Raw genomic sequence first — 17,998 nt, 5'->3', positions numbered from 1 at the left:
TTTCGTTAGTTCGTTGCGTTATTTCATTCGACCGGACAGCGGGTAGAATGGAATGTATTGGAGAAGTATAGCATTGATAAAAATCGTATTGGCCCGATATGACTGAGGATTTTGGCTCGTCGGGCCGATCGCCACCAACAAAATTCATACGGGGAAGCAAGAATGTACAAATCGCAGACATCGCTGTTCGGCAAACTGATGACCATGTTCGCGGGTGTCGCGCTGTCGGGTGCCGCGCTGGCGGCGGGGCCGGCAAGCAAGGCCGCCGCGCCGGCCAGCCCGACGCCGCAGGTCGAGATCAAAACCACCATGGGCGACATCGTGGTCGAACTGGACCGCGAAAAAGCGCCGAAGTCGGTGGAAAACTTCCTCGGCTACGTCAAGTCGGGCTTCTATAAAGGCACCATTTTCCACCGCGTGATCGACGGCTTCATGATCCAGGGCGGCGGCTTCGACGAGAAGCTGACGCAGAAAAAAGTCAACAAGCCGGTGCCGATCGAATCGCAGAACGGCCTGACCAACGTGACCTACTCGCTGGCGATGGCGCGCACCGGCGACCCGAACTCGGCCACCTCGCAGTTCTTCATCAACGTCGCCGACAACGAGGCGCTGAACTATCCGGGCCGCGACGGCTTCGGCTACACGGTGTTCGGCAAAGTGATCCAGGGCCAGGAAGTGGTCGACAAGATCAAAGGCGTGCTGGTCGACGACAAGGGCATCTTCCAGAACATCCCGGTGATTCCGGTGGTGATCAAGTCCGCGACGATTTTGAAGACCCCGATCCAGCCAAAACTGTAAAATAGCGGCCTGCGACATAAAAACACCTTATTTACTACACCGTCACCACACAGGATAACAACATGACCAACGTAATCATCACCACCAACATGGGCAAAATGACCGTCGAACTGAACGACGAGAAAGCCCCGAAATCCGTGGAAAACTTCCTGGCCTACATGAACGCCGGCCACTACACCAACACCATCTTCCACCGCGTGATCGACGGCTTCATGATCCAGGGCGGCGGTTTCGAGCCAGGCATGAAGCAAAAGCCGGCCGACGCCACCGTGGAAAACGAAGGCAAGAACGGCCTGAAAAACGAGCCGTACACCCTGGCCATGGCCCGCACTTCGGCGCCGCACTCGGCTTCGGCGCAATTCTTCATCAACGTCAAGGGCAATTCCTTCCTGGACTACCCGGGCCAGGACGGCTGGGGCTATGCCGTGTTCGGTAAAGTCATCGAAGGCACCGAAGTCGTCGACGCCATCAAAAAAGTCAAGACCACCCGCAGCGGCATGTTCGCCGACGTGCCGGCGGAAGACGTCATCATCGAAAGCATCGAGCTGGCCGCTTAACTCAGCTATTAAGTAAGCGAGACTCAATGAGCCAACACCAGACCGGCGAGCGCGTGAACGACGTTCTCGCGCTGTTCATCTCCGATCTGCATTTGCAGCCCGCGCATCCCGCCACCAGTGCGGCGTTTTTCGACTTCCTGGAGCGGCATGCGCGGCGCGCGCAACAGTTGTACCTGCTCGGCGACCTGTTCGAATTCTGGGCGGGCGACGACGACATCGGCGATCCCTTCCATCAGCAAGTCGTTGCCGCGCTGCGTAGCGTGAGCGATGGCGGCACGCGCGTCTACTGGATAGGCGGCAACCGCGATTTCCTGGTCTCCACCGGTTTTGCCGAAGCGGCCGGGTTGACCCTGCTGCCGGAAACCCATGTGACCGAGATCGGCGGCCAGCGCCTGGTGCTGCTGCACGGCGACGCCCAGTGCACCGAGGATGTGAAGTACATGGAATTCAGGGCGATGGTGCGGCAGCCCGCGTATCAGGCGCAATTCATGGCGATGCCGCTGGCGCAGCGCAAGGCCATCATCGCCGGCATGCGCGAAAGCAGCCGCAGCGAGCAAGGCGCGAAATCGTACGAGATCATGGATGTGACGCCGCAGGCGATCAGCGACGTGTTCGCGCAAACGGGCACGGATGTGATGATCCACGGCCACACGCACCGACCCGCCCTGCACAAGGTTGGCGCCACGCGCCGCTACGTGCTGCCAGACTGGGAGCCGGACGCGACGCCGCCGCGCGGCGGCTGGATCGCGATTGACGCCAACGGCGCCATCACGCGCCACGACCTGAGCGGCGCCACGGTCGCAGAATAACCCCGGAGCCATGCCGCCCGAATGACCACGGAGGCACGTAGGGCGGATTAGCGAAGCGTAATCGGCCATGCATGCGTTTCGATGGCGCATGCATGGCCGATTACGGCGTTCCGCCTAATCCGACCTACGTGATCATCACCTTCCCAAGGTCGCCATCGCCGCATTCAACCGCCGTATCAACGGCTGGTTCAACTCCCGCGTATGGCTGGTCCAGCGCTGTATCGTGCGCTGCAATTCCTCATAGAGCTGATTCGCCTTGGCCGCGTCGCCGACCCCTGCCGCCCATATCGCGCACTCCGCCTGCGTAGTGAAGCTGTTGTGATGGCTCAACGCATAATCGAACTCCGCCCTCGCCTCATCCTGCCGCCCCGCTGCGGCCAGCGACTGCGCCAACAACAACGACACCTGCTCCGGCCTGAAATTGACATTGGCGGCGCGAATGGTCTGCAAATGCTTCACCGCGTCAAGCGCCCTGCCGCACGCCAGCGTGGCGCGCGCCGCGCCGAAACGGATCTCCAGATCGCCGGAAAACGGCCCCTGCAAGCAGGCTTCATACGTCGTGGCGGCCTCGTCCGCATCGCCCGCCTCCAGCAACGCGCTCGCCAGGCGCATCTGGTTCTGCGCGGTCGGCGTGTACTCGTAGGCTTGCCGCGCCTCGCGCAGCTCGCGCCCCGGATCGAGCGTCTTGGCCGCCACCGTCACCACCTTGCGCGCGCCGTGTTGCAGCTTGGAGTTCGGCAGGTAGATCGCGATGAAATACACCACGCTGCCGATACCGGGAAACATGAACAGTATCATCAGCCAGTACATCTGCTGGCCGCTGCGGATCACGTGGATGGCGAAGAAAATCGCCACCAGCACGTGTATGCCGATACCAAATATATACATAGACCGCCCCAACAATATCATCGATGCGGCCCATTGTAAGAGCTCTTGCCGTCGGCCACAAGCAAGGCCGAGCCTGCTTAAGGTTCCCCTTAATTAAGCCTGTCAAGCCAGCGCCGCCGCCGGCTGGCGCGCATAGGCGGCGACACAGCGCAGCAGGTGGCCGATGAAGACGCCGTTGAACACCCCGAACAAGCCGCTTACGGCGACGACGAACAGCGGCTGATGCTGCAACTCGGGATGCATCGCCGACAGCACCGCGACCGTGTACTTGATGGCAAAAATGGCGATCATCAGCACCAACGGGGTCCAGCTGCCGCGTTGCAGAACGGTGCCGGCGGCGCGGTTGACGACGATCCCGCCCTTGTCCGCCATCCAGATGATCAGAACGGTGGCCAGCATGCCGGTCAGCCACACGCCCCATACGCCGGCGCCGAGCAACCCGTGGCCGTTGATGCCGGCAAGCGATATCACCAGCATGACCACCGGAATGATGAACAGTTTTAACAGCGACACTTCCCGGTCCTTGGCCGCCGCCACGCCGCGATAGATGAGGAAGGCCAGCAAGGCCCAGACATAGACGGGGGTATGGGAAATAATTTGCTGAATCATGGCGTGCTCCGCAGGGCTGGTTAAGTTGCCTCCACTATGCCCGCGGCCAAGCGGCCGGTCGGCGCGATGCGACGAAATGCCGAACGGTGGCGCGAATTGCCGCCAGCCGGCGCGAACCGTCGTTGGCGACGATGATTTCCAGCGCCCCGCCCCGCCTCTAGCGCGCTTGCTCCGCCGGCTGCAGATTCGCGACCAGGCCGCCGGGGCGCGTGCCGATGCCGGTCAGCACGAACTGCACGCCGGCATAGCGCAACTCCTTCGGGTCGAAGGTGTACACGGCGATATCCTTGATGACGTTGTCGCCCAACAAATTCGCGACACTGGCGAGCTGCGCCTGCTTTCCCCCGTCCATGTTGTCCATGGCGAAGCGATCGACGTGGGCATCGCTGAGGTAGACGGTGTTGCGCACGCTGTCGACGTTGAGGCGCCCGGACACCGTCATGTTGCCGCGCCAGGCCTGGCGCGCCAACAACGGCGTCACGTTCAGGTCGACATTCAAAGCGACGCGGTTGTTTTCGGCCAGAATGGCCAATTGGGGATGGCTCAGCTCGACCTCGAACACGCCCAGCACACGCTGGCGCATGGGGAATTTTCGGTCGAGATTGTGCTGCAGGCGCTCCTGGGGCAGATCGACCTCGCGCGGGCCGATCAGGGAGGCGCAGGCGGCCAGCAGGAACGCCGCCGCCAGCAGCGGGAAGGCAAACTTGAGAGAGCGTTTAAGGTCGATCATATTGTCCTTTTCGAGATGAACTCGCCGACATTATGACCGACCTGAGGCGTACCGGTCAGGCGGCGAGATCGCTATCGGACGAGCGGTAGCGCTGTACCTTGTCGCCAGTGACCAGCTCGCCGAACTGAACGGTCCTGGCCGCGATATCGTGGTAAGCGCCGACCAGGCCCATTTCGCCCCGCTGGATGCAATCACGCAGGTGTTGGCTGCCGTTGATCACTTCCGCCAGCGAGTTCTCGATGTTCTGGCGGGCGATCTGATCGCGCAATTCCTTGCTGCCGGCCACACCATGCCCCGAGCACTGGTGTATCGCCATCTGGATCTTGCCGGTGATCGAGCCGATGCTGTGCGCATGCTCGTTCGCCATCGCCAATCCAATGGCGCCGCAGGAGGAATGACCCTTGACGACGATCAGCTTGGCGCCCAGTTTGTGCGCGATCTCCAGGCTGCCTATAATTTCGCGGCTGATGACGTTGCCCGCGATGCGAATCGTCAACAAATCGCCCAGGCCGGCATCGAAAATAATTTCCGGCGACGTCCGCGAATCGATGCAATTCACCACCACCGCCATCGGATGCTGGCCGGAAGCGGTCGCATCGGCCTGATGCACGTAGTATTTTTCGAAGCAGCGGCCCGCCTTGAAGCGCTCGTTGCCGTCACGCAGCAGTTGCAGCACTTCATGCGGACGCAGCTTTTTCTGGGTTTCCTGGTCCAGCACGGGCACAAACTGGATCGGATCGTTGAGCGCGTATTTGTCGCGCAGGCCGATGATATTGAGCTGCACGTCGCGCTCGGCGGCGACCACGCGATAGTCCTGGATCGTTTCCAACACGTCATTGTCAATAAAATCGGAATTGCTGGCGTTGATCAAAACTTTCGAGCCGTCCGGAATTTCCCAGAGCGCGGTTTTGATCGTGGCCTTGTTCAGGAACGATACCTGGTTGGGCAATTCCATCTTGATCACTTCGCCGATATGCAGGCGATATTGTTCAATGGAGTAAGGATTGCGGAAGTTGCTGCGCATGAGATAAAACACGCCAGCCGCAAGGCCGATCAGCACGCCCATCAGCAAATCGGTGAAGACAATTGCCAGCACGGTAATGACGAAAGGAACGAATTGCGACCATCCTTTTTGATACATATCGCGGAACAACGATATCTTCGCCAATTTATAGCCGGTAGTGATGAGGATGGCAGCTAAAGCGGCCAATGGAATCAGATTCAATAACGGGCTCAGCAATGCAACGCTGACCAGCATGAACACGCCGTGCAGTACGGCGGAAGCCTTGGTTTTATTGCCCGACTGAACGTTCACCGAGCTGCGGACGATAACCGAGGTCACCGGCAGGCCGCCCAGCAGGCCGGCAAAGATATTACCGAAACCCTGGGCCACCAGCTCGCGATTGGGCGGTGTTTCACGCTTGTGGGGATCGAGCTTGTCGACCGCCTCCACATTCAGCAGCGTTTCCAGCGAGGCGACAATGGCGATGGTAATGCCGACGAACCAGACATCGCGATTGGCGAAATGGCCAATATCCGGCAAGTGCAAATAAGCGCCAAGATTGCCGGTATCGATGGGTGGAATATCGACCAGATGGGTTTGTTCAATTCCAAGCGCGGGAACATATTTATTGAACATGATATTCAAAAGAATGGCCAATGCCACCACGAACAGCGGCGCCGGCAACAGCTTGAACCGCTTGAATGGTGTTTTATCCCAGTAGACCAGGATCAGAACCGACAGCAGAGAAATAATCAGCGCGCCGGGCGTGATGACATTCAACGCGTTGATAATGGCGGAGAATGTATTCTCACCATTCCCTTGCGTAAATGAGAAATTATCGACATCGGTCTTGTCGTAGCCGATCGCGTGCGGAATCTGCTTAAGTATCAATAGAATACCGATCGCGGCGAGCAGGCCCTTTATCACATTCGACGGAATATAGTTGGCGATGAAACCGGCGCGGAATATACCCATTGCCAGCTGCAATACCCCGGCAATCAATATCGCCACCAGCAAGATCTCGAACGTCCCGAGCTTGGTGATCGAGGCCAGCACCACGGCGGCCAGACCGGCGGCAGGACCGCTGACGCTGGTCTGCGAGCCACTGATCATCCCCACGACGATGCCCCCGATGATGCCGGAGATGATGCCGGAGAACAGGGGGGCGCCCGACGCCAGGGCGATACCCAGGCATAGCGGCAGCGCCACCAGGAAGACCACGATAGCGGCCGGTATATCGTACTTGAGTTTATTCATAATCAATATCCATGCTGATGAATGATTTAAACGGATGACTATGATTAGTCAGACAGGCGCCAGCCATCATCCACCGATGATCAAGATGACATCGAATTGGAAGAGATTTAAACAAAAGGTTATCGAGGGCAGCACTACCAATTAACCCGGACGCCTGCGCAGACGTATGGAAAATTGGAATATCTCAGCGCGACCGCTATCGAGATTGATAATGGCGCGGAGGATGACAACCAAGGGCTTCAGCGGTGAAAACAATATAGCACGGACTTTTCGGAGATGGCAACATTGTTCGATAATTCATATTTTAAACAATAATTTCCTATTATCATTCTTTTTGAATGCGCCAATTTGGTGCAATTTAATATGTCAAGTACGGTATTCTACGTAGCCTGATCTTATAATAAATAATCCATATACCAGATATATTCGGAAAATATACAATTGCTAGTAACCTTAAATAATCAAAAAGATGATCGGTTAATTGATCCGGCCAATCCGCCGAACTGGGCGCCGCGGATTCGGAATAAGCCTTAAAATGAACCAAGGTGTTCTTTTTTGAGCGGGGTTAATAAAATGATTTCAAATATACGTATTGGTTGCGCCGGGTGGAGTATCGACCGGCAATCGGCGTCGCGCTTTCCCGGCGAAGGCAGCCATTTGCAGCGCTACGCCACCGTCCTGAACGCGGCCGAAATCAACTCATCCTTCTACAAGCCGCATCAGGCCTCGACTTATGCGCGCTGGGCCGAAAGCGTGCCGGATGAGTTCCGCTTTTCGGTTAAGTTACCTAGAAGCATCAGCCATTATCAAAAGTTAGTCGGCATTGATGATTTACTGGCAAGGTTTGCGGCCGAGGCCGGCACATTGGGCGACAAACTCGGCTGCATCCTGGTGCAACTACCGCCTAGCCTGGTATTCGACCTGAAGGTTGCCGACGGGTTCTTCGAACGCCTGCATGAAAGCTTCAAATGCGACTTTGCGTGCGAAGCGCGCCACGGTAGCTGGTTCGGCGACGAGGCCACCGAGTTGATGAAACGTCATCGCGTCACGCGCGTCATCGCCGACCCGCCGGCCGGCCAAGCCGGCGTTTTCGTCCCGACCACCGACACGGTTTACGCGCGTTTGCACGGCAGTCCGCGAATTTATTACTCACCGTATGAAGAAAAATATCTGAATCAAGTTGCCGATTATCTAAAAAAACACCCTGGATGGTGCATCTTCGACAACACCGCGTCCGGCGCGGCATTGCCCAACGCACTCGAATTGATGGCTAAAGTCGGTTAGTCCGCGATCACCGAAAAATCGGCTTGCTTTTTTCAGCATCACTGTTATAGTTAACTACAACACCACTTCATTAACACACATCAAGGGGTACACATGTATGTCCACGATAGGCTGGAATGACAACGCGCCGATCTACCGGCAGCTGAAGGACAAGGTCATCGGCATGATGCTCGATGGCGTCCTCAAGCCGGGCGACGCGCTGCCCTCGGTCCGGCAGGTTGCCGCCGATTATCAACTCAATCCGATTACCGTATCGCGGGCCTATCAGGAGCTCGTGGACGAAACCTTGGTCGAAAAAAGAAGGGGATTAGGCATGTACGTTACCGATGGCGCCCACGAAAAACTTTTGGCGAGCGAACGCGAGCGCTTCCTGCGCGAAGAATGGCCGGCCATGCTCGAACGCATCCGCCGGCTCGGTCTCGACCCCGAATCGCTGCTCAAGCCGGCGGCGCCAGGAGGTACGGCATGAGCACCATCATCACCGCGTCCAACCTCAGCAAAAAATACGGCAAGCAAGCCGCGTTGGACGGCGTCACCTTCACGGTCGAGGCAGGTCGCATCGTCGGCCTGATCGGCCCCAACGGCTCCGGCAAGACCACCACGCTCAAAGCCCTGCTGGGACTGACCCAGTTCGACGGGGAGTTGTCGGTGCTCGGCATGGACCCGCGCACCCAGCGCGACGCGCTGATGAACGAGGTGTGCTTCATCGCCGACGTCGCCATCCTGCCGAAGTGGCTCAAGGTCAAGGACGCGATCGATTTCGTCGAAGGCGTCCATCCGCGCTTCGACCGCAGCAAGGCGGAGAAATATCTGGCCATCACCAAGTTGGATCCGCGGATGAAGGTCAAGGCCATGTCCAAGGGCATGGTGGTGCAGCTGCACCTGGCGCTGGTCATGGCCATCGACGCCAAGCTGCTGGTGCTCGACGAGCCGACCCTGGGCCTCGATATCCTGTACCGCAAGCAGTTCTACCAGAACCTGCTGGAGGACTATTTCGATGAGAACAAAACCATCGTCATCACGACGCACCAGATCGAAGAGGTCGAGCACATCCTGACCGACCTGATGTTCATCCAGGACGGCAAGATCTCGCTGGCCGCGACGATGGACGAGGTCGGCGAGCGCTTCACGGAAGTGATGGTCGAGCCGCCATTCATCGCCGCCGCCAACGCGCTGCAGCCGATGACCCAGCGTACCGTGTTCGGCAAATCCATCATGCTGTTTGACGGCGTATCGCGCGAGCAACTGGCGAACTTCGGCGAACTGCGCACGCCCAGCGTCGCCGATCTGTTTGTCGCCACCATGAAAGGAACCTACGCATGAAAACCATGAAATGGCTGATCAAGCGCGAGATGTGGGAACACAAGGGCATGCTGGTGTGGGCGCCGGCGGTGATCGCCGCGCTGATCGCAGTGATGGCGCTGGTCGCGGCCACGTTCGACAAGAACATCAGCATCAACGGCGACGGTTCGCCGTCGCAAATCCTGTCGGTCACCCTGGAGGGCAAGGTGCGCACGCAAGTCGTCGAAACGATGGCGCAGGCGTATATGGCCTCTTCCGCGCCGGTGCTGCTGGTGCTTGGCGTGCTGGTGTTCTTCTACTGCCTCGGCGCGCTGCATGACGAGCGGCGCGACCGCAGTCTGCTGTTCTGGAAATCGCTGCCGGTGTCGGACTCGATGACGGTGCTGTCGAAGGTTTTGCTCGCCGCCGTCGTGGCGCCGCTGATCACGCTGGGCATCGGCTTCGTGCTGTCGCTGCTGATCCTGTTCATCGGCGCCTTCCTGTTGTTGATGCACGGTACGAACGTGTTCGGCGAGCTGCTCCTTACGCCGGACCTTTACTTGACGCCGCTGCGCATGCTCGGTCTGATTCCCTTGTACGTAATGTGGGCGCTGCCGACGGTGGGCTGGTTGCTGATGGTGTCGAGCATGGCGCGCTCCAAGGTGTTCCTGTGGGCGGTCGGCACGCCGCTGGTGACGGCGCTGCTGTTGCTGTGGGCCGAAAAAGCCATGCACATCGGCATCAACTCGACTTGGTTCGTCAGCAATATCGTCAGCCGCCTGTTGCTCAGCGTGGTGCCGGGCGCGTGGCTGCTGTTCGACGAAGCCCATATCGCCATGGAGCACGTTCCGCACCGCCTGCCGGTGCCGCAAACGATCTTCGGCGAGTCGTGGGCGACCCTGGGCAATGCCAATGTCTGGATCGGCGTGGTCGCCGGGGCCGCCATGATCGCGGTGGCCATCTGGATGCGCCGCCGCCGCGAGGAAGGTTGATATGGGGCGGGCGACACGGAGCTTTCCCGTCGCCCTGCTGCTGGCCACGCTGGCATCGTTTGCCGGCGCGGCGGCGGGGGGCGATGATATTGCCGATGCGGATCACACCATCACGATACCCGGGCCGAAGAATCCAACGCTGCTGCCCTACCGCTACATGCTGGCGGGACTGGACGCGTTCGACGACCGTCACGACCTGGCGCCGACAGCCAAGCCGGTCCGCTTCCGCCTGCGTGGCAACGCCGACGGCGCGATGGACGGGCTCACGCTAGCCATTGTCGGCGCCACGACGACGATTCCTGTGCCGCTGGCGGCGGACGGCGGCTTCGTCCTGCCGCGCGACGAAGCGGCGGAAGATGAGGACGCCGACCTGATCCTCAACAAGAGCAAGCGTGGCTACAGCTGGAACGCGGATGTGCGCAGCGACGGCGTGCCGGAGGGCATGCGCCGGTTGGGCGACTTGAGGCTGGAATGCGCGGTCACGACGGCGATCGGCAAGAAGCTGTTGACATGGACGTTACGCATGCAGATCACGGCGCTGACCTTGACCACCGATTGGTGTACGCACAAACAGTTTCGCTACGGCGGACGCAGCGATACGGTCATCAGCGGCGCAACCTTGGTCTGGGGCGAGCAACGATTGGCGCTGAAAGTTCTCCGGGACGGCAAATCCTACTCCGTCCCGACCGGCAACAAAGCCTTCCCCGATGAGGCGCTGGTCGAATTCACGACAAAATGATCACAACAGACCAGCCCGTGTAGAAATGGTGGACCTGACCCCGGAGTTGCTATTCGAACTGTTTGCGGAATTCGGCGAACTGGGCGCTGAGGTCGTCGAAGTCGCGCCGCAGTTGCTGCACTTCCTGCTCCAGCGCGGCGACCCGGCCGCCCGACGAGGCCGAGCTGACCGAGCCGCCCAGGCCGGCCGCCGTTTCCTCTCGCGCCAGCGCTTCTTCGCCGCCCAGCAACTGGCCGTAGCGCGGCTCCTTGGTACCGGGCGCGAGGGCGAGCTTCGAGACCAGCGGCGGATATTTGTCGATCAGGAACTGCAGCGCCTGCTCGACGTCCGCCACCGATTTGAAGTCGTGCAAGCGCCCCGTGCGGGTGCGGATCTCGCCCGCCGTCTGCAACCCGCGCAGCATCAGGATCGTCAGCACCGCCAGCTTGTCCTGCTCCAGCGACCATTTGATGCGCATCCGGTGCTCGTACTTGGTGACCCGCGCGCCGGCCTGCGTGATGCCGTTGACGTATTTGCGCTGCATCAGCCGCTGCAGGACGTCGGCCACCGTTTCTTCCGAGATCGACATCACCGGATCGCGGCTCGACAGCTGATTGCAGCCGTTGACCAGCGCGTTCAGCGACAGCGGGTAGTTGTCCGGCGTGAGCGCTTCCTTTTCGGCCAGCACGGCCAGCACGCGGATTTCAAACGGGTCCAGTACTTCTGCGCCTGCGGGTGATTCCATGTCCATTATCCTTATTCGACGAGCTTGTTTAATTGGTCGGAATTCAATTTATCACATTCGGCTACTCCCTGACAGGGCAAGCCCGCCGCCTTCAGCACTGCCAGGATGCGCTCGATCTGCTGTTCCTGCTGGACGGCGTGGTTGATCAGGCCGTGCAGCGCTTTCGACAGCGGATCGTCGCCGTTCGGTGTCACCCCGTAGGCAGAGAACAGGTGCGCGGTGGCGCTGACCGGCGCCGCCGCTTCCTTCTGCACGATGTGCGCGGGATTGCCGACCGCCGTGGCGCCCGCCGGCACCGGCTTGAGCAGCACGGCGTTGGAGCCGACCTTGGCGTATTCGCCCACCGTGAAGCCGCCCAGCACCTTGGCGCCGGCGCCGACGATGACGCCGCGCGCCAAGGTCGGGTGGCGCTTGCTGCCGGCGTGCAGCGAGGTGCCGCCCAAGGTCACGCCCTGGTAGATGGTGCAGTCGTCCCCGACTTCGGCCGTCTCGCCGATGACCACGCCGAAGCCGTGGTCGATGAAGACGCGCCGGCCGATCGTGGCGCCCGGGTGGATTTCAATCCCGGTGATGATACGCGCCAGATAGGAAATGAAGCGGCCCAGCCACTTCATGCCATGCCACCAGCACCAGCTGGCCCAGCGGTGCATGACGATCGCCTGCAGGCCGGGATAGCAAGTGAGCACCTCCCAGGTGTTGCGGGCGGCGGGGTCGCGTTCGATGATGCTGTTAATGTCTTGTCGCAGGTGGTTGAACATAGCTGTACGGAATGACAACCGAAACGCCCATGTTAGCGCATCCGGTTGGAGGTTGCTAAGAAGCGGCAGACTTGGAGGGAAGGAGAACGGCGGCCCTCGAAGTGAGCCGCCGGAACTGCTTTGCCGGGATGCTGTTTAAGCTTCCTTGGCAAGGCGCTGGCGGCGCGCTTCGTACAGACAGACGCCGGAGGCCACGGAGACGTTCAAACTTTCAACCGAACCGAACATCGGGATGCTGACCAGCATGTCGCAGGTCTCGCGCGTCAGGCGGCGCATGCCCTCGCCTTCCGAACCCATGACCAGCGCGGTCGGGCCGGTGAAGTCGGCTTCGTACAGGCCTTTTTCGCCGTCGTCGGAGGTGCCGATCAGCCAGATGTCGCGGTCCTTCAGGTCGCGCAGGGTGCGCGCCAGGTTGGTGACGGTGATGTAAGGCACGGTCTCCGCCGCGCCGCTGGCGACCTTGGCGGCCGTGGCGTTCAGGCCGACGGCGCGGTCCTTCGGCACGATGACCGCGTGGGCGCCGACGCCGTCGGCCACGCGCAGGCAGGCGCCCAGGTTGTGCGGGTCGGTGATGCCGTCGAGGACCAGCAGCAGCGGCGGGCCTTCGATGGCGTCGAGCAGTTCATCGAGATTGCGCGCCAGCGCCAGCTGCGAGGCGAAGGCGATCACGCCCTGGTGGCGGCGGGTGCCGACGATCTTGTCCAGCCGTGCCGAGTCGACCGGCATGACGCGCACGCCGGCCGCCTTGGCGTTGGCGACCAGATCCTTCATGCGGCGGTCGTCGCGCGTGGCGTCGATGAAAATCTCTTCCACGGATGAGGCCTCATGACGCAAACGCGAGGTCACCGCATGGAAACCAAAAATCATTTTGTTCTTCATTATTTATCGCTTCTTCTTACTTTTTGAGGCAGGCTTCGCTGCTCGGGGTGCTACCGCGGCACTCGCCGCGGCATTGGTTTTGCCGCGACCGCCACGCGAGCGCGACGCCGGCTTGGCGGCCGGCTGTGGGGCGGAAGGCTGGGCCGATTGCGACGGCTTGGACGGCGCCGACTTCGGCGCGGTGGTCTTCACCTCGTGGCGCTGCGACGTCGTCGGGCCCGGCTTGATGTTGCCCTTCCGATCCTTGGACGGTTTCTCCGGACGTGGCGGCGGCGCGTCGGCGCCGGCCAGGCGCAGATCGATCTTGCGCGATTCCAGATCGACGCGCACCACTTGCACGTCGACCCGGTCGGTCAGCTGGAAACGCTTGCCGGTGCGGTCGCCGCGCAGCTCGTGGCGGGCGTCGTCGTACTGGAAGTAGTCGGCGCCAAGGTCGGTGATGTGCACCATGCCTTCGACGAACAATTGATCCAGTTGCACGAAGATGCCGAAGCTGGTCACGCCGGTGATGATGCCGGTGAATTCCTCGCCCAGCTTGTCCTGCATGAAGTAGCACTTGAGCCAGGCTTCGACGTCGCGCGACGCTTCGTCGGCGCGGCGCTCGTTGGCCGAGCAGTGCACGCCCAGCGCGTCCCACACGGTCAGGTCGACGGCGGCTTTTTTCTCTTTGCCGTCGGCCTTGTCCTTGGCCTGCTGCTTGCGCGTGGCGTTCGAGACGTTCGTGTTGAGCACGCTGGTCGACGGGATCTTCGGCTCGTACTTTTTACCAAGCAGGATGGCCTTGATGGCGCGGTGCGTCAGCAAGTCCGGATAGCGGCGGATCGGGCTGGTGAAGTGGGCATAGGCCTCGTACGCCAGGCCGAAGTGGCCGATGTTGTCGGGCGAGTAGACCGCCTGCTGCATCGAGCGCAGCAGCATGGTTTGCAGCAGCGACGCGTCCGGACGCTCCTTGACCTGGCGCATCAGCTCGGCGTAATCGCCGGCGGTCGGCTTGTCGCCGCCGTTCAAGGTCAGGTTCACCTGCTTGAGGAAGGTGCGCACCTGCTTGAGCTTTTCAGCGGTCGGGCTGGCGTGGATGCGGTAGGTGCCGGGATGCTTGTGGCGGATCAGCAGGTCGGCCGCGCAGACGTTGGCGGTCAACATGCATTCTTCGATCAGCTTGTGCGCTTCGTTGCGGGTGCGCGGGATGATCTTTTCGATCTTGCCCGACGGGTTGCAGACGATATACGTTTCGGTGGTCTCGAAGTCGATCGCGCCGCGTTCGCTGCGTGCCTTCAGCAAGGCCTGGTAGACGTCGTACAAATTCAGCAGATGCGGCACGATGCCCGGGCGGCGCGCCGCTTCCGGTCCCTTGGTGTTGCCGAGGATGTCGGCCACTTCGGTGTAGGTCAGGCGCGCGGCCGAGTGGATCACGGCCGGGTAGAACTGGTAGGCCTTGATCTCGCCCTTGGCGGTGATGACGGCGTCGCACACCAGGGTCAAACGGTCGACCGCCGGGTTCAGCGAGCACAGGCCGTTCGACAGCTTCTCCGGCAGCATCGGAATCACGCGGCGCGGGAAGTAGACCGAGGTGCTGCGTTCGAGCGCGTCGGTGTCGAGCGCGTCGTTCGGCTTGACGTAGTGGCTGACGTCGGCGATGGCGACGATCAGGCGGTAGGCGTTGGCGCGGCCGATCTTGACCGGTTCGCAGTAGACCGCGTCGTCGAAGTCGCGCGCGTCTTCGCCGTCGATGGTCACCAGCGGAATGTCGCGCAGGTCGACGCGGTCGGCCAGGTCGATCTCGCGCACCACGTCGGGCAGCTTGTTGGCCTGCTTGAGCGCGGCGTCGGAGAAGATGTGCGGCACGCCGAACTTGCGCACGGCGATTTCGATCTCCATGCCCGGATCGTCAAGCGATCCCAGCACTTCAACGATCTTGCCGACCGGCTGCTTGAAACGCATCGGCTGCTCGGTCAGCTCGACGCTGACGACCTGCCCCGATTTGGCCTTGCCGATCGAGCCTTCGATCAGGATGTCCTGGGCGATGCGCTGGTCTTCCGGCGCGACGATCCAGGTGCCGTTTTCGTTGAGCAGGCGGCCGATGACGTGCGTGTTGGCGCGCTGGACGACTTCGACGATGGTGCCTTCCGGCCGGCCGCGGCGGTCGACGCCGATGACCTTGGCCAGCACGCGGTCGCCGTGCAGCACTTTCTGCATTTCCTTCTCGGGCAGGAACAGGTCCTCGCCCGGCTCGTCCGGGATGACGAAACCGAAGCCGTCGCGGTGGCTGCTGACGCGGCCGGCGACAAAGCCGGTCTCGGTCGCCAACGAGAAGTGGCCGGTGTCGTCGGCGACGATCTGGCCGTCGCGCTGCATGGCGTTGAGCCGGCGCGACAGCACGGCTTGCGCGTCATTGGCGACTTTGAGCGACTTCGCTACTGCGAGCAGGTCAAGCGGCGCCTTGGCGCTGCGGAAGATGCCGAGAATTTCCTCCCGGCTGGGAATGGTGTGGGTAGTTTGGTTCAAAAGTATTTCTGTAGTTGTTATTGACAGTGTTCAGAGGAAATCCGGCCTGGCAAAATCGTCGGGTGCATATATATGACACGACGACAGGCGTAGTGTACTTGGAAACGCCGGGATAGCCTAATTGGCCGCCCTTCTGCAGGATTTTTCAGACATATTCCGAATTTGGTGTTTGACATTGCGCAGGATTGCTCTATAATCTTGGTCTCTCGCAGCGACAATGTTGAAAAACAAAAGTTTAACCGAGAAACTGCTAGACCGGGTTGATGCGCAGTATGGAACGAAAGTTCATCTGGCGCGAAACTCACCCTGTCGCTATAATAGCAGTTGTTGTTCAGCAGTATCAGTGCCCACGTGGCGGAATTGGTAGACGCGCATGGTTCAGGTCCATGTGCCGCAAGGTGTGGGGGTTCGAGTCCCTCCGTGGGCACCACAAATTCCGCAAAAAAGCCTCCGGCTAGCCTAACAGCGCCGGGGGCTTTTTTCATTGCCCCGTCATTTTATCCACTGCAAATTGAGGCGGGCGCCGATTTCGCCAAGCAGCGCATGCTCGTCGACCGGCTTGCCGAGGAAGGCGTCGGCGCCTGCCGCGATCGCACGCAGCCCCTCCTCCGGCGTCGAGCTGGCCGAAATGATCAGCACCGGCGTCCTGGCGGTGTCCGGCTCGGCGCGCAGCCTGCGGGTCGTTTCAATGCCATCCATGTCCGGCATCACCATATCCATCAACACCAGGTCGGGCGGGTCGATTTTCGCCAGGCGTAACGCGGCGGCGCCGTTGTCGACCTCCAGCATCCGAAAGCCAAGCGCCCCCAGCAGATCGCGCAGCAAGGCGCGGTTGGTGGCCACGTCATCCACCACCAGCAAGGTTTTGCGCGGCCCCAGGTAGCCACTGGGGATCCCGTCGCCTCCCGCGGCGGCGCCGGGCGCGTCGACCACCGGCATCGGGACATCGAACCAGAAGCGGCTGCCGCGCCCCGGCACGCTCTCCACTTTCACCTCGCCACCCATCTGGCGCACCAGCTGGCGGCTGATCGTCAGGCCCAGGCCCGTGCCGCCGGCGCGCCGCGCGGCCTCGCCGACCTGCTCGAACGGATCGAAAATGATATCCAGCTGGGAGGCGTCGATGCCCACGCCCTCGTCGAGCACTTCGAAGCGCAGATGGGCCGTGGCCGTCGCCTCGGCCCCGCCGGAGACGGCGGCGGAACCGTCCGCCGCCGGGACCGCCGGGGCCGGGGCGGGCGCGGGAGAGGGCGAAACCCGCAGCCGCACCGCGCCGTGGTCGGTGAATTTGACGGCATTGCCAAGCAAGTTCAACAATACCTGCCGCAGCCGCGTCTCATCGACGCTAATCGCGAGCGGCAGCCCGCCGACCAGTTCCAGCTCAAAGTGCAAGTGTCTCTGCTCGGCCCGCACGCGCATGATGTCGGCGACCACCGTCAACAATTCGCCCAGCCGGACCGGCTTCGGATGGAACTCCATCTTGCCCGCCTCCACGCGCGACAGGTCCAGCACGTCGTTGATCAGCGCCAGCAGGTGGTGGCCGCCTTGATGAATCGTGCCGAGGCCGGCTTGCTGGGACGGCGACAGCTGCTTGTCGCGCTTGAGTATTTGCGTGTAACCGAGGATGGCGTTGAGCGGCGTGCGCAGCTCGTGGCTCATCGCGGCGAGGAAAGCGCTTTTGGCCCGGTTCGCCACTTCGGCGCGCTCCATCGCGGCGCGCAGGTCCTTATTCGCTTGCAGCAGCTCGGCATTGACGGCGGCCAACTGCGCGGGACTGGGAATCAGCAAGGCCACCGGCACCAGCCGCACGAGCGCGATCGCCGTCACCACCGAGGCGGCCGCCGTGATCGCCTTGAGGATCACCAACGGCACATAGTCGGGACGCCATACCACCCAGATCTCGGCCATGTGCGTGCTGCCGCAGGCGAGGATGAACACGCCGAAGGCGATGAACATCCAGTTGAACGGCATGTCGCTGCGGCGGCGAATGAAGTAAATCAGCGTGACGGGGATGGTCAGATATGCCAGTGCGATCAGCGCGTCGGCGATGACGCTGGTCCACAGGATGGACGGTATCCACAAAAAGCAGTGGCCGTGCGGCATAAATCCCTGGCTGTTAAACCAGTTGTTCAACATCTCCATTGAGTGTCTCCGTATGCTTGGATGCCGAGTGGGCAAACTGGAGCTT

At 61.2% G+C, this 17,998-nt stretch carries 17 protein-coding genes and 1 tRNA gene; 9 read left to right on the top strand and 9 right to left on the bottom strand.

The features are described from left to right. Positions 1-162: 162 nt before the first annotated feature. The 3 genes from MRBLMU1_RS27545 to MRBLMU1_RS27535 all read left to right on the top strand — a co-directional run bounded on the left by MRBLMU1_RS27545 (position 163) and on the right by MRBLMU1_RS27535 (position 2,164). The gene (locus MRBLMU1_RS27545) at positions 163-798 is read left to right on the top strand and encodes a peptidylprolyl isomerase (protein WP_363508653.1); all 636 of its coding nucleotides are present in this window, start codon (positions 163-165) and stop codon (positions 796-798) included. 62 nt (positions 799-860) lie between these two features. Then, the gene (locus MRBLMU1_RS27540) at positions 861-1,355 is read left to right on the top strand and encodes a peptidylprolyl isomerase (protein ID WP_209718773.1); all 495 of its coding nucleotides are present in this window, start codon (positions 861-863) and stop codon (positions 1,353-1,355) included. Positions 1,356-1,381: 26 nt separating this feature from the next. After that, on the top strand, positions 1,382-2,164 hold the full coding sequence (locus tag MRBLMU1_RS27535) for a UDP-2,3-diacylglucosamine diphosphatase (protein ID WP_363508650.1): 783 nt from the start codon (positions 1,382-1,384) through the stop codon (positions 2,162-2,164). 135 nt (positions 2,165-2,299) lie between these two features. On the opposite strand, the gene MRBLMU1_RS27530 is transcribed toward MRBLMU1_RS27535, so the two are convergent. The 4 genes from MRBLMU1_RS27530 to MRBLMU1_RS27515 form a co-directional block, all read right to left on the bottom strand. Next, a complete protein-coding gene (locus MRBLMU1_RS27530) occupies positions 2,300-3,052 on the bottom strand; it encodes a tetratricopeptide repeat protein (RefSeq protein ID WP_363508647.1) in 753 nt (250 codons plus the stop codon). 102 nt (positions 3,053-3,154) lie between these two features. Next, positions 3,155-3,661: a DUF6622 family protein gene (locus tag MRBLMU1_RS27525; protein ID WP_363508644.1), complete on the bottom strand. Its 507-nt coding sequence runs from the start codon at positions 3,659-3,661 to the stop codon at positions 3,155-3,157. 157 nt (positions 3,662-3,818) lie between these two features. Continuing rightward, positions 3,819-4,391 carry a DUF1439 domain-containing protein gene (locus MRBLMU1_RS27520; RefSeq protein ID WP_363508641.1) on the bottom strand — a complete coding sequence of 191 codons (573 nt, stop codon included), beginning with the start codon at positions 4,389-4,391 and terminating at the stop codon, positions 3,819-3,821. A gap of 55 nt (positions 4,392-4,446) precedes the next feature. Then, on the bottom strand, positions 4,447-6,651 hold the full coding sequence (locus MRBLMU1_RS27515) for a bifunctional SulP family inorganic anion transporter/carbonic anhydrase (RefSeq protein ID WP_363508638.1): 2,205 nt from the start codon (positions 6,649-6,651) through the stop codon (positions 4,447-4,449). A 555-nt stretch (positions 6,652-7,206) separates the two neighbouring features. On the opposite strand from MRBLMU1_RS27515, the gene MRBLMU1_RS27510 reads away from it, so the two are divergent. The 5 genes from MRBLMU1_RS27510 to MRBLMU1_RS27490 all read left to right on the top strand — a co-directional run bounded on the left by MRBLMU1_RS27510 (position 7,207) and on the right by MRBLMU1_RS27490 (position 10,947). Then, positions 7,207-7,935 carry a DUF72 domain-containing protein gene (locus tag MRBLMU1_RS27510; RefSeq protein ID WP_363508636.1) on the top strand — a complete coding sequence of 243 codons (729 nt, stop codon included), beginning with the start codon at positions 7,207-7,209 and terminating at the stop codon, positions 7,933-7,935. Positions 7,936-8,032: 97 nt separating this feature from the next. Further along, entirely contained in the window at positions 8,033-8,404 is a 372-nt protein-coding gene (locus MRBLMU1_RS27505) for a GntR family transcriptional regulator (RefSeq protein WP_363508633.1), read from the top strand. After that, on the top strand, positions 8,401-9,258 hold the full coding sequence (locus MRBLMU1_RS27500) for an ABC transporter ATP-binding protein (protein ID WP_363508629.1): 858 nt from the start codon (positions 8,401-8,403) through the stop codon (positions 9,256-9,258). Before MRBLMU1_RS27505 ends, MRBLMU1_RS27500 begins: the two co-directional genes overlap by 4 nt. Further along, on the top strand, positions 9,255-10,208 hold the full coding sequence (locus tag MRBLMU1_RS27495; RefSeq protein WP_363508626.1) for a hypothetical protein: 954 nt from the start codon (positions 9,255-9,257) through the stop codon (positions 10,206-10,208). Before MRBLMU1_RS27500 ends, MRBLMU1_RS27495 begins: the two co-directional genes overlap by 4 nt. Position 10,209: 1 nt before the next feature. Beyond that, positions 10,210-10,947, top strand: a complete 738-nt coding sequence (locus tag MRBLMU1_RS27490; protein WP_363508623.1) for a hypothetical protein — start codon at positions 10,210-10,212, stop codon at positions 10,945-10,947. A gap of 49 nt (positions 10,948-10,996) precedes the next feature. On the opposite strand, the gene MRBLMU1_RS27485 is transcribed toward MRBLMU1_RS27490, so the two are convergent. From MRBLMU1_RS27485 to rnr, 4 genes are all read right to left on the bottom strand, one after another. Continuing rightward, positions 10,997-11,671: a YceH family protein gene (locus MRBLMU1_RS27485; RefSeq protein WP_363508620.1), complete on the bottom strand. Its 675-nt coding sequence runs from the start codon at positions 11,669-11,671 to the stop codon at positions 10,997-10,999. 11 nt (positions 11,672-11,682) lie between these two features. Beyond that, complete coding sequence (cysE, locus tag MRBLMU1_RS27480) at positions 11,683-12,429, bottom strand: serine O-acetyltransferase (protein ID WP_363508618.1); 747 nt, start codon at positions 12,427-12,429, stop codon at positions 11,683-11,685. Between the two features lie 135 nt (positions 12,430-12,564). Further along, a complete protein-coding gene (gene rlmB / locus MRBLMU1_RS27475; RefSeq protein ID WP_209718812.1) occupies positions 12,565-13,308 on the bottom strand; it encodes a 23S rRNA (guanosine(2251)-2'-O)-methyltransferase RlmB in 744 nt (247 codons plus the stop codon). 3 nt (positions 13,309-13,311) lie between these two features. Then, the gene (gene rnr / locus MRBLMU1_RS27470) at positions 13,312-15,813 is read right to left on the bottom strand and encodes a ribonuclease R (RefSeq protein ID WP_363508615.1); all 2,502 of its coding nucleotides are present in this window, start codon (positions 15,811-15,813) and stop codon (positions 13,312-13,314) included. A 345-nt stretch (positions 15,814-16,158) separates the two neighbouring features. On the opposite strand from rnr, the gene MRBLMU1_RS27465 reads away from it, so the two are divergent. Continuing rightward, positions 16,159-16,243, top strand: a tRNA-Leu gene (locus tag MRBLMU1_RS27465). Positions 16,244-16,305: 62 nt separating this feature from the next. Here MRBLMU1_RS27465 and MRBLMU1_RS27460 read toward each other — a convergent pair. Beyond that, complete coding sequence (locus MRBLMU1_RS27460) at positions 16,306-17,952, bottom strand: ATP-binding protein (RefSeq protein WP_363508612.1); 1,647 nt, start codon at positions 17,950-17,952, stop codon at positions 16,306-16,308. Positions 17,953-17,998 lie beyond the last annotated feature (46 nt).

It is taken from the genome of Burkholderia sp. LMU1-1-1.1 (assembly GCF_040675865.1).
In the GTDB taxonomy this organism is placed as follows: Bacteria; Pseudomonadota; Gammaproteobacteria; order Burkholderiales; family Burkholderiaceae_D; genus Rugamonas.
This window is presented reverse-complemented; position numbering and strand designations above follow the sequence as displayed.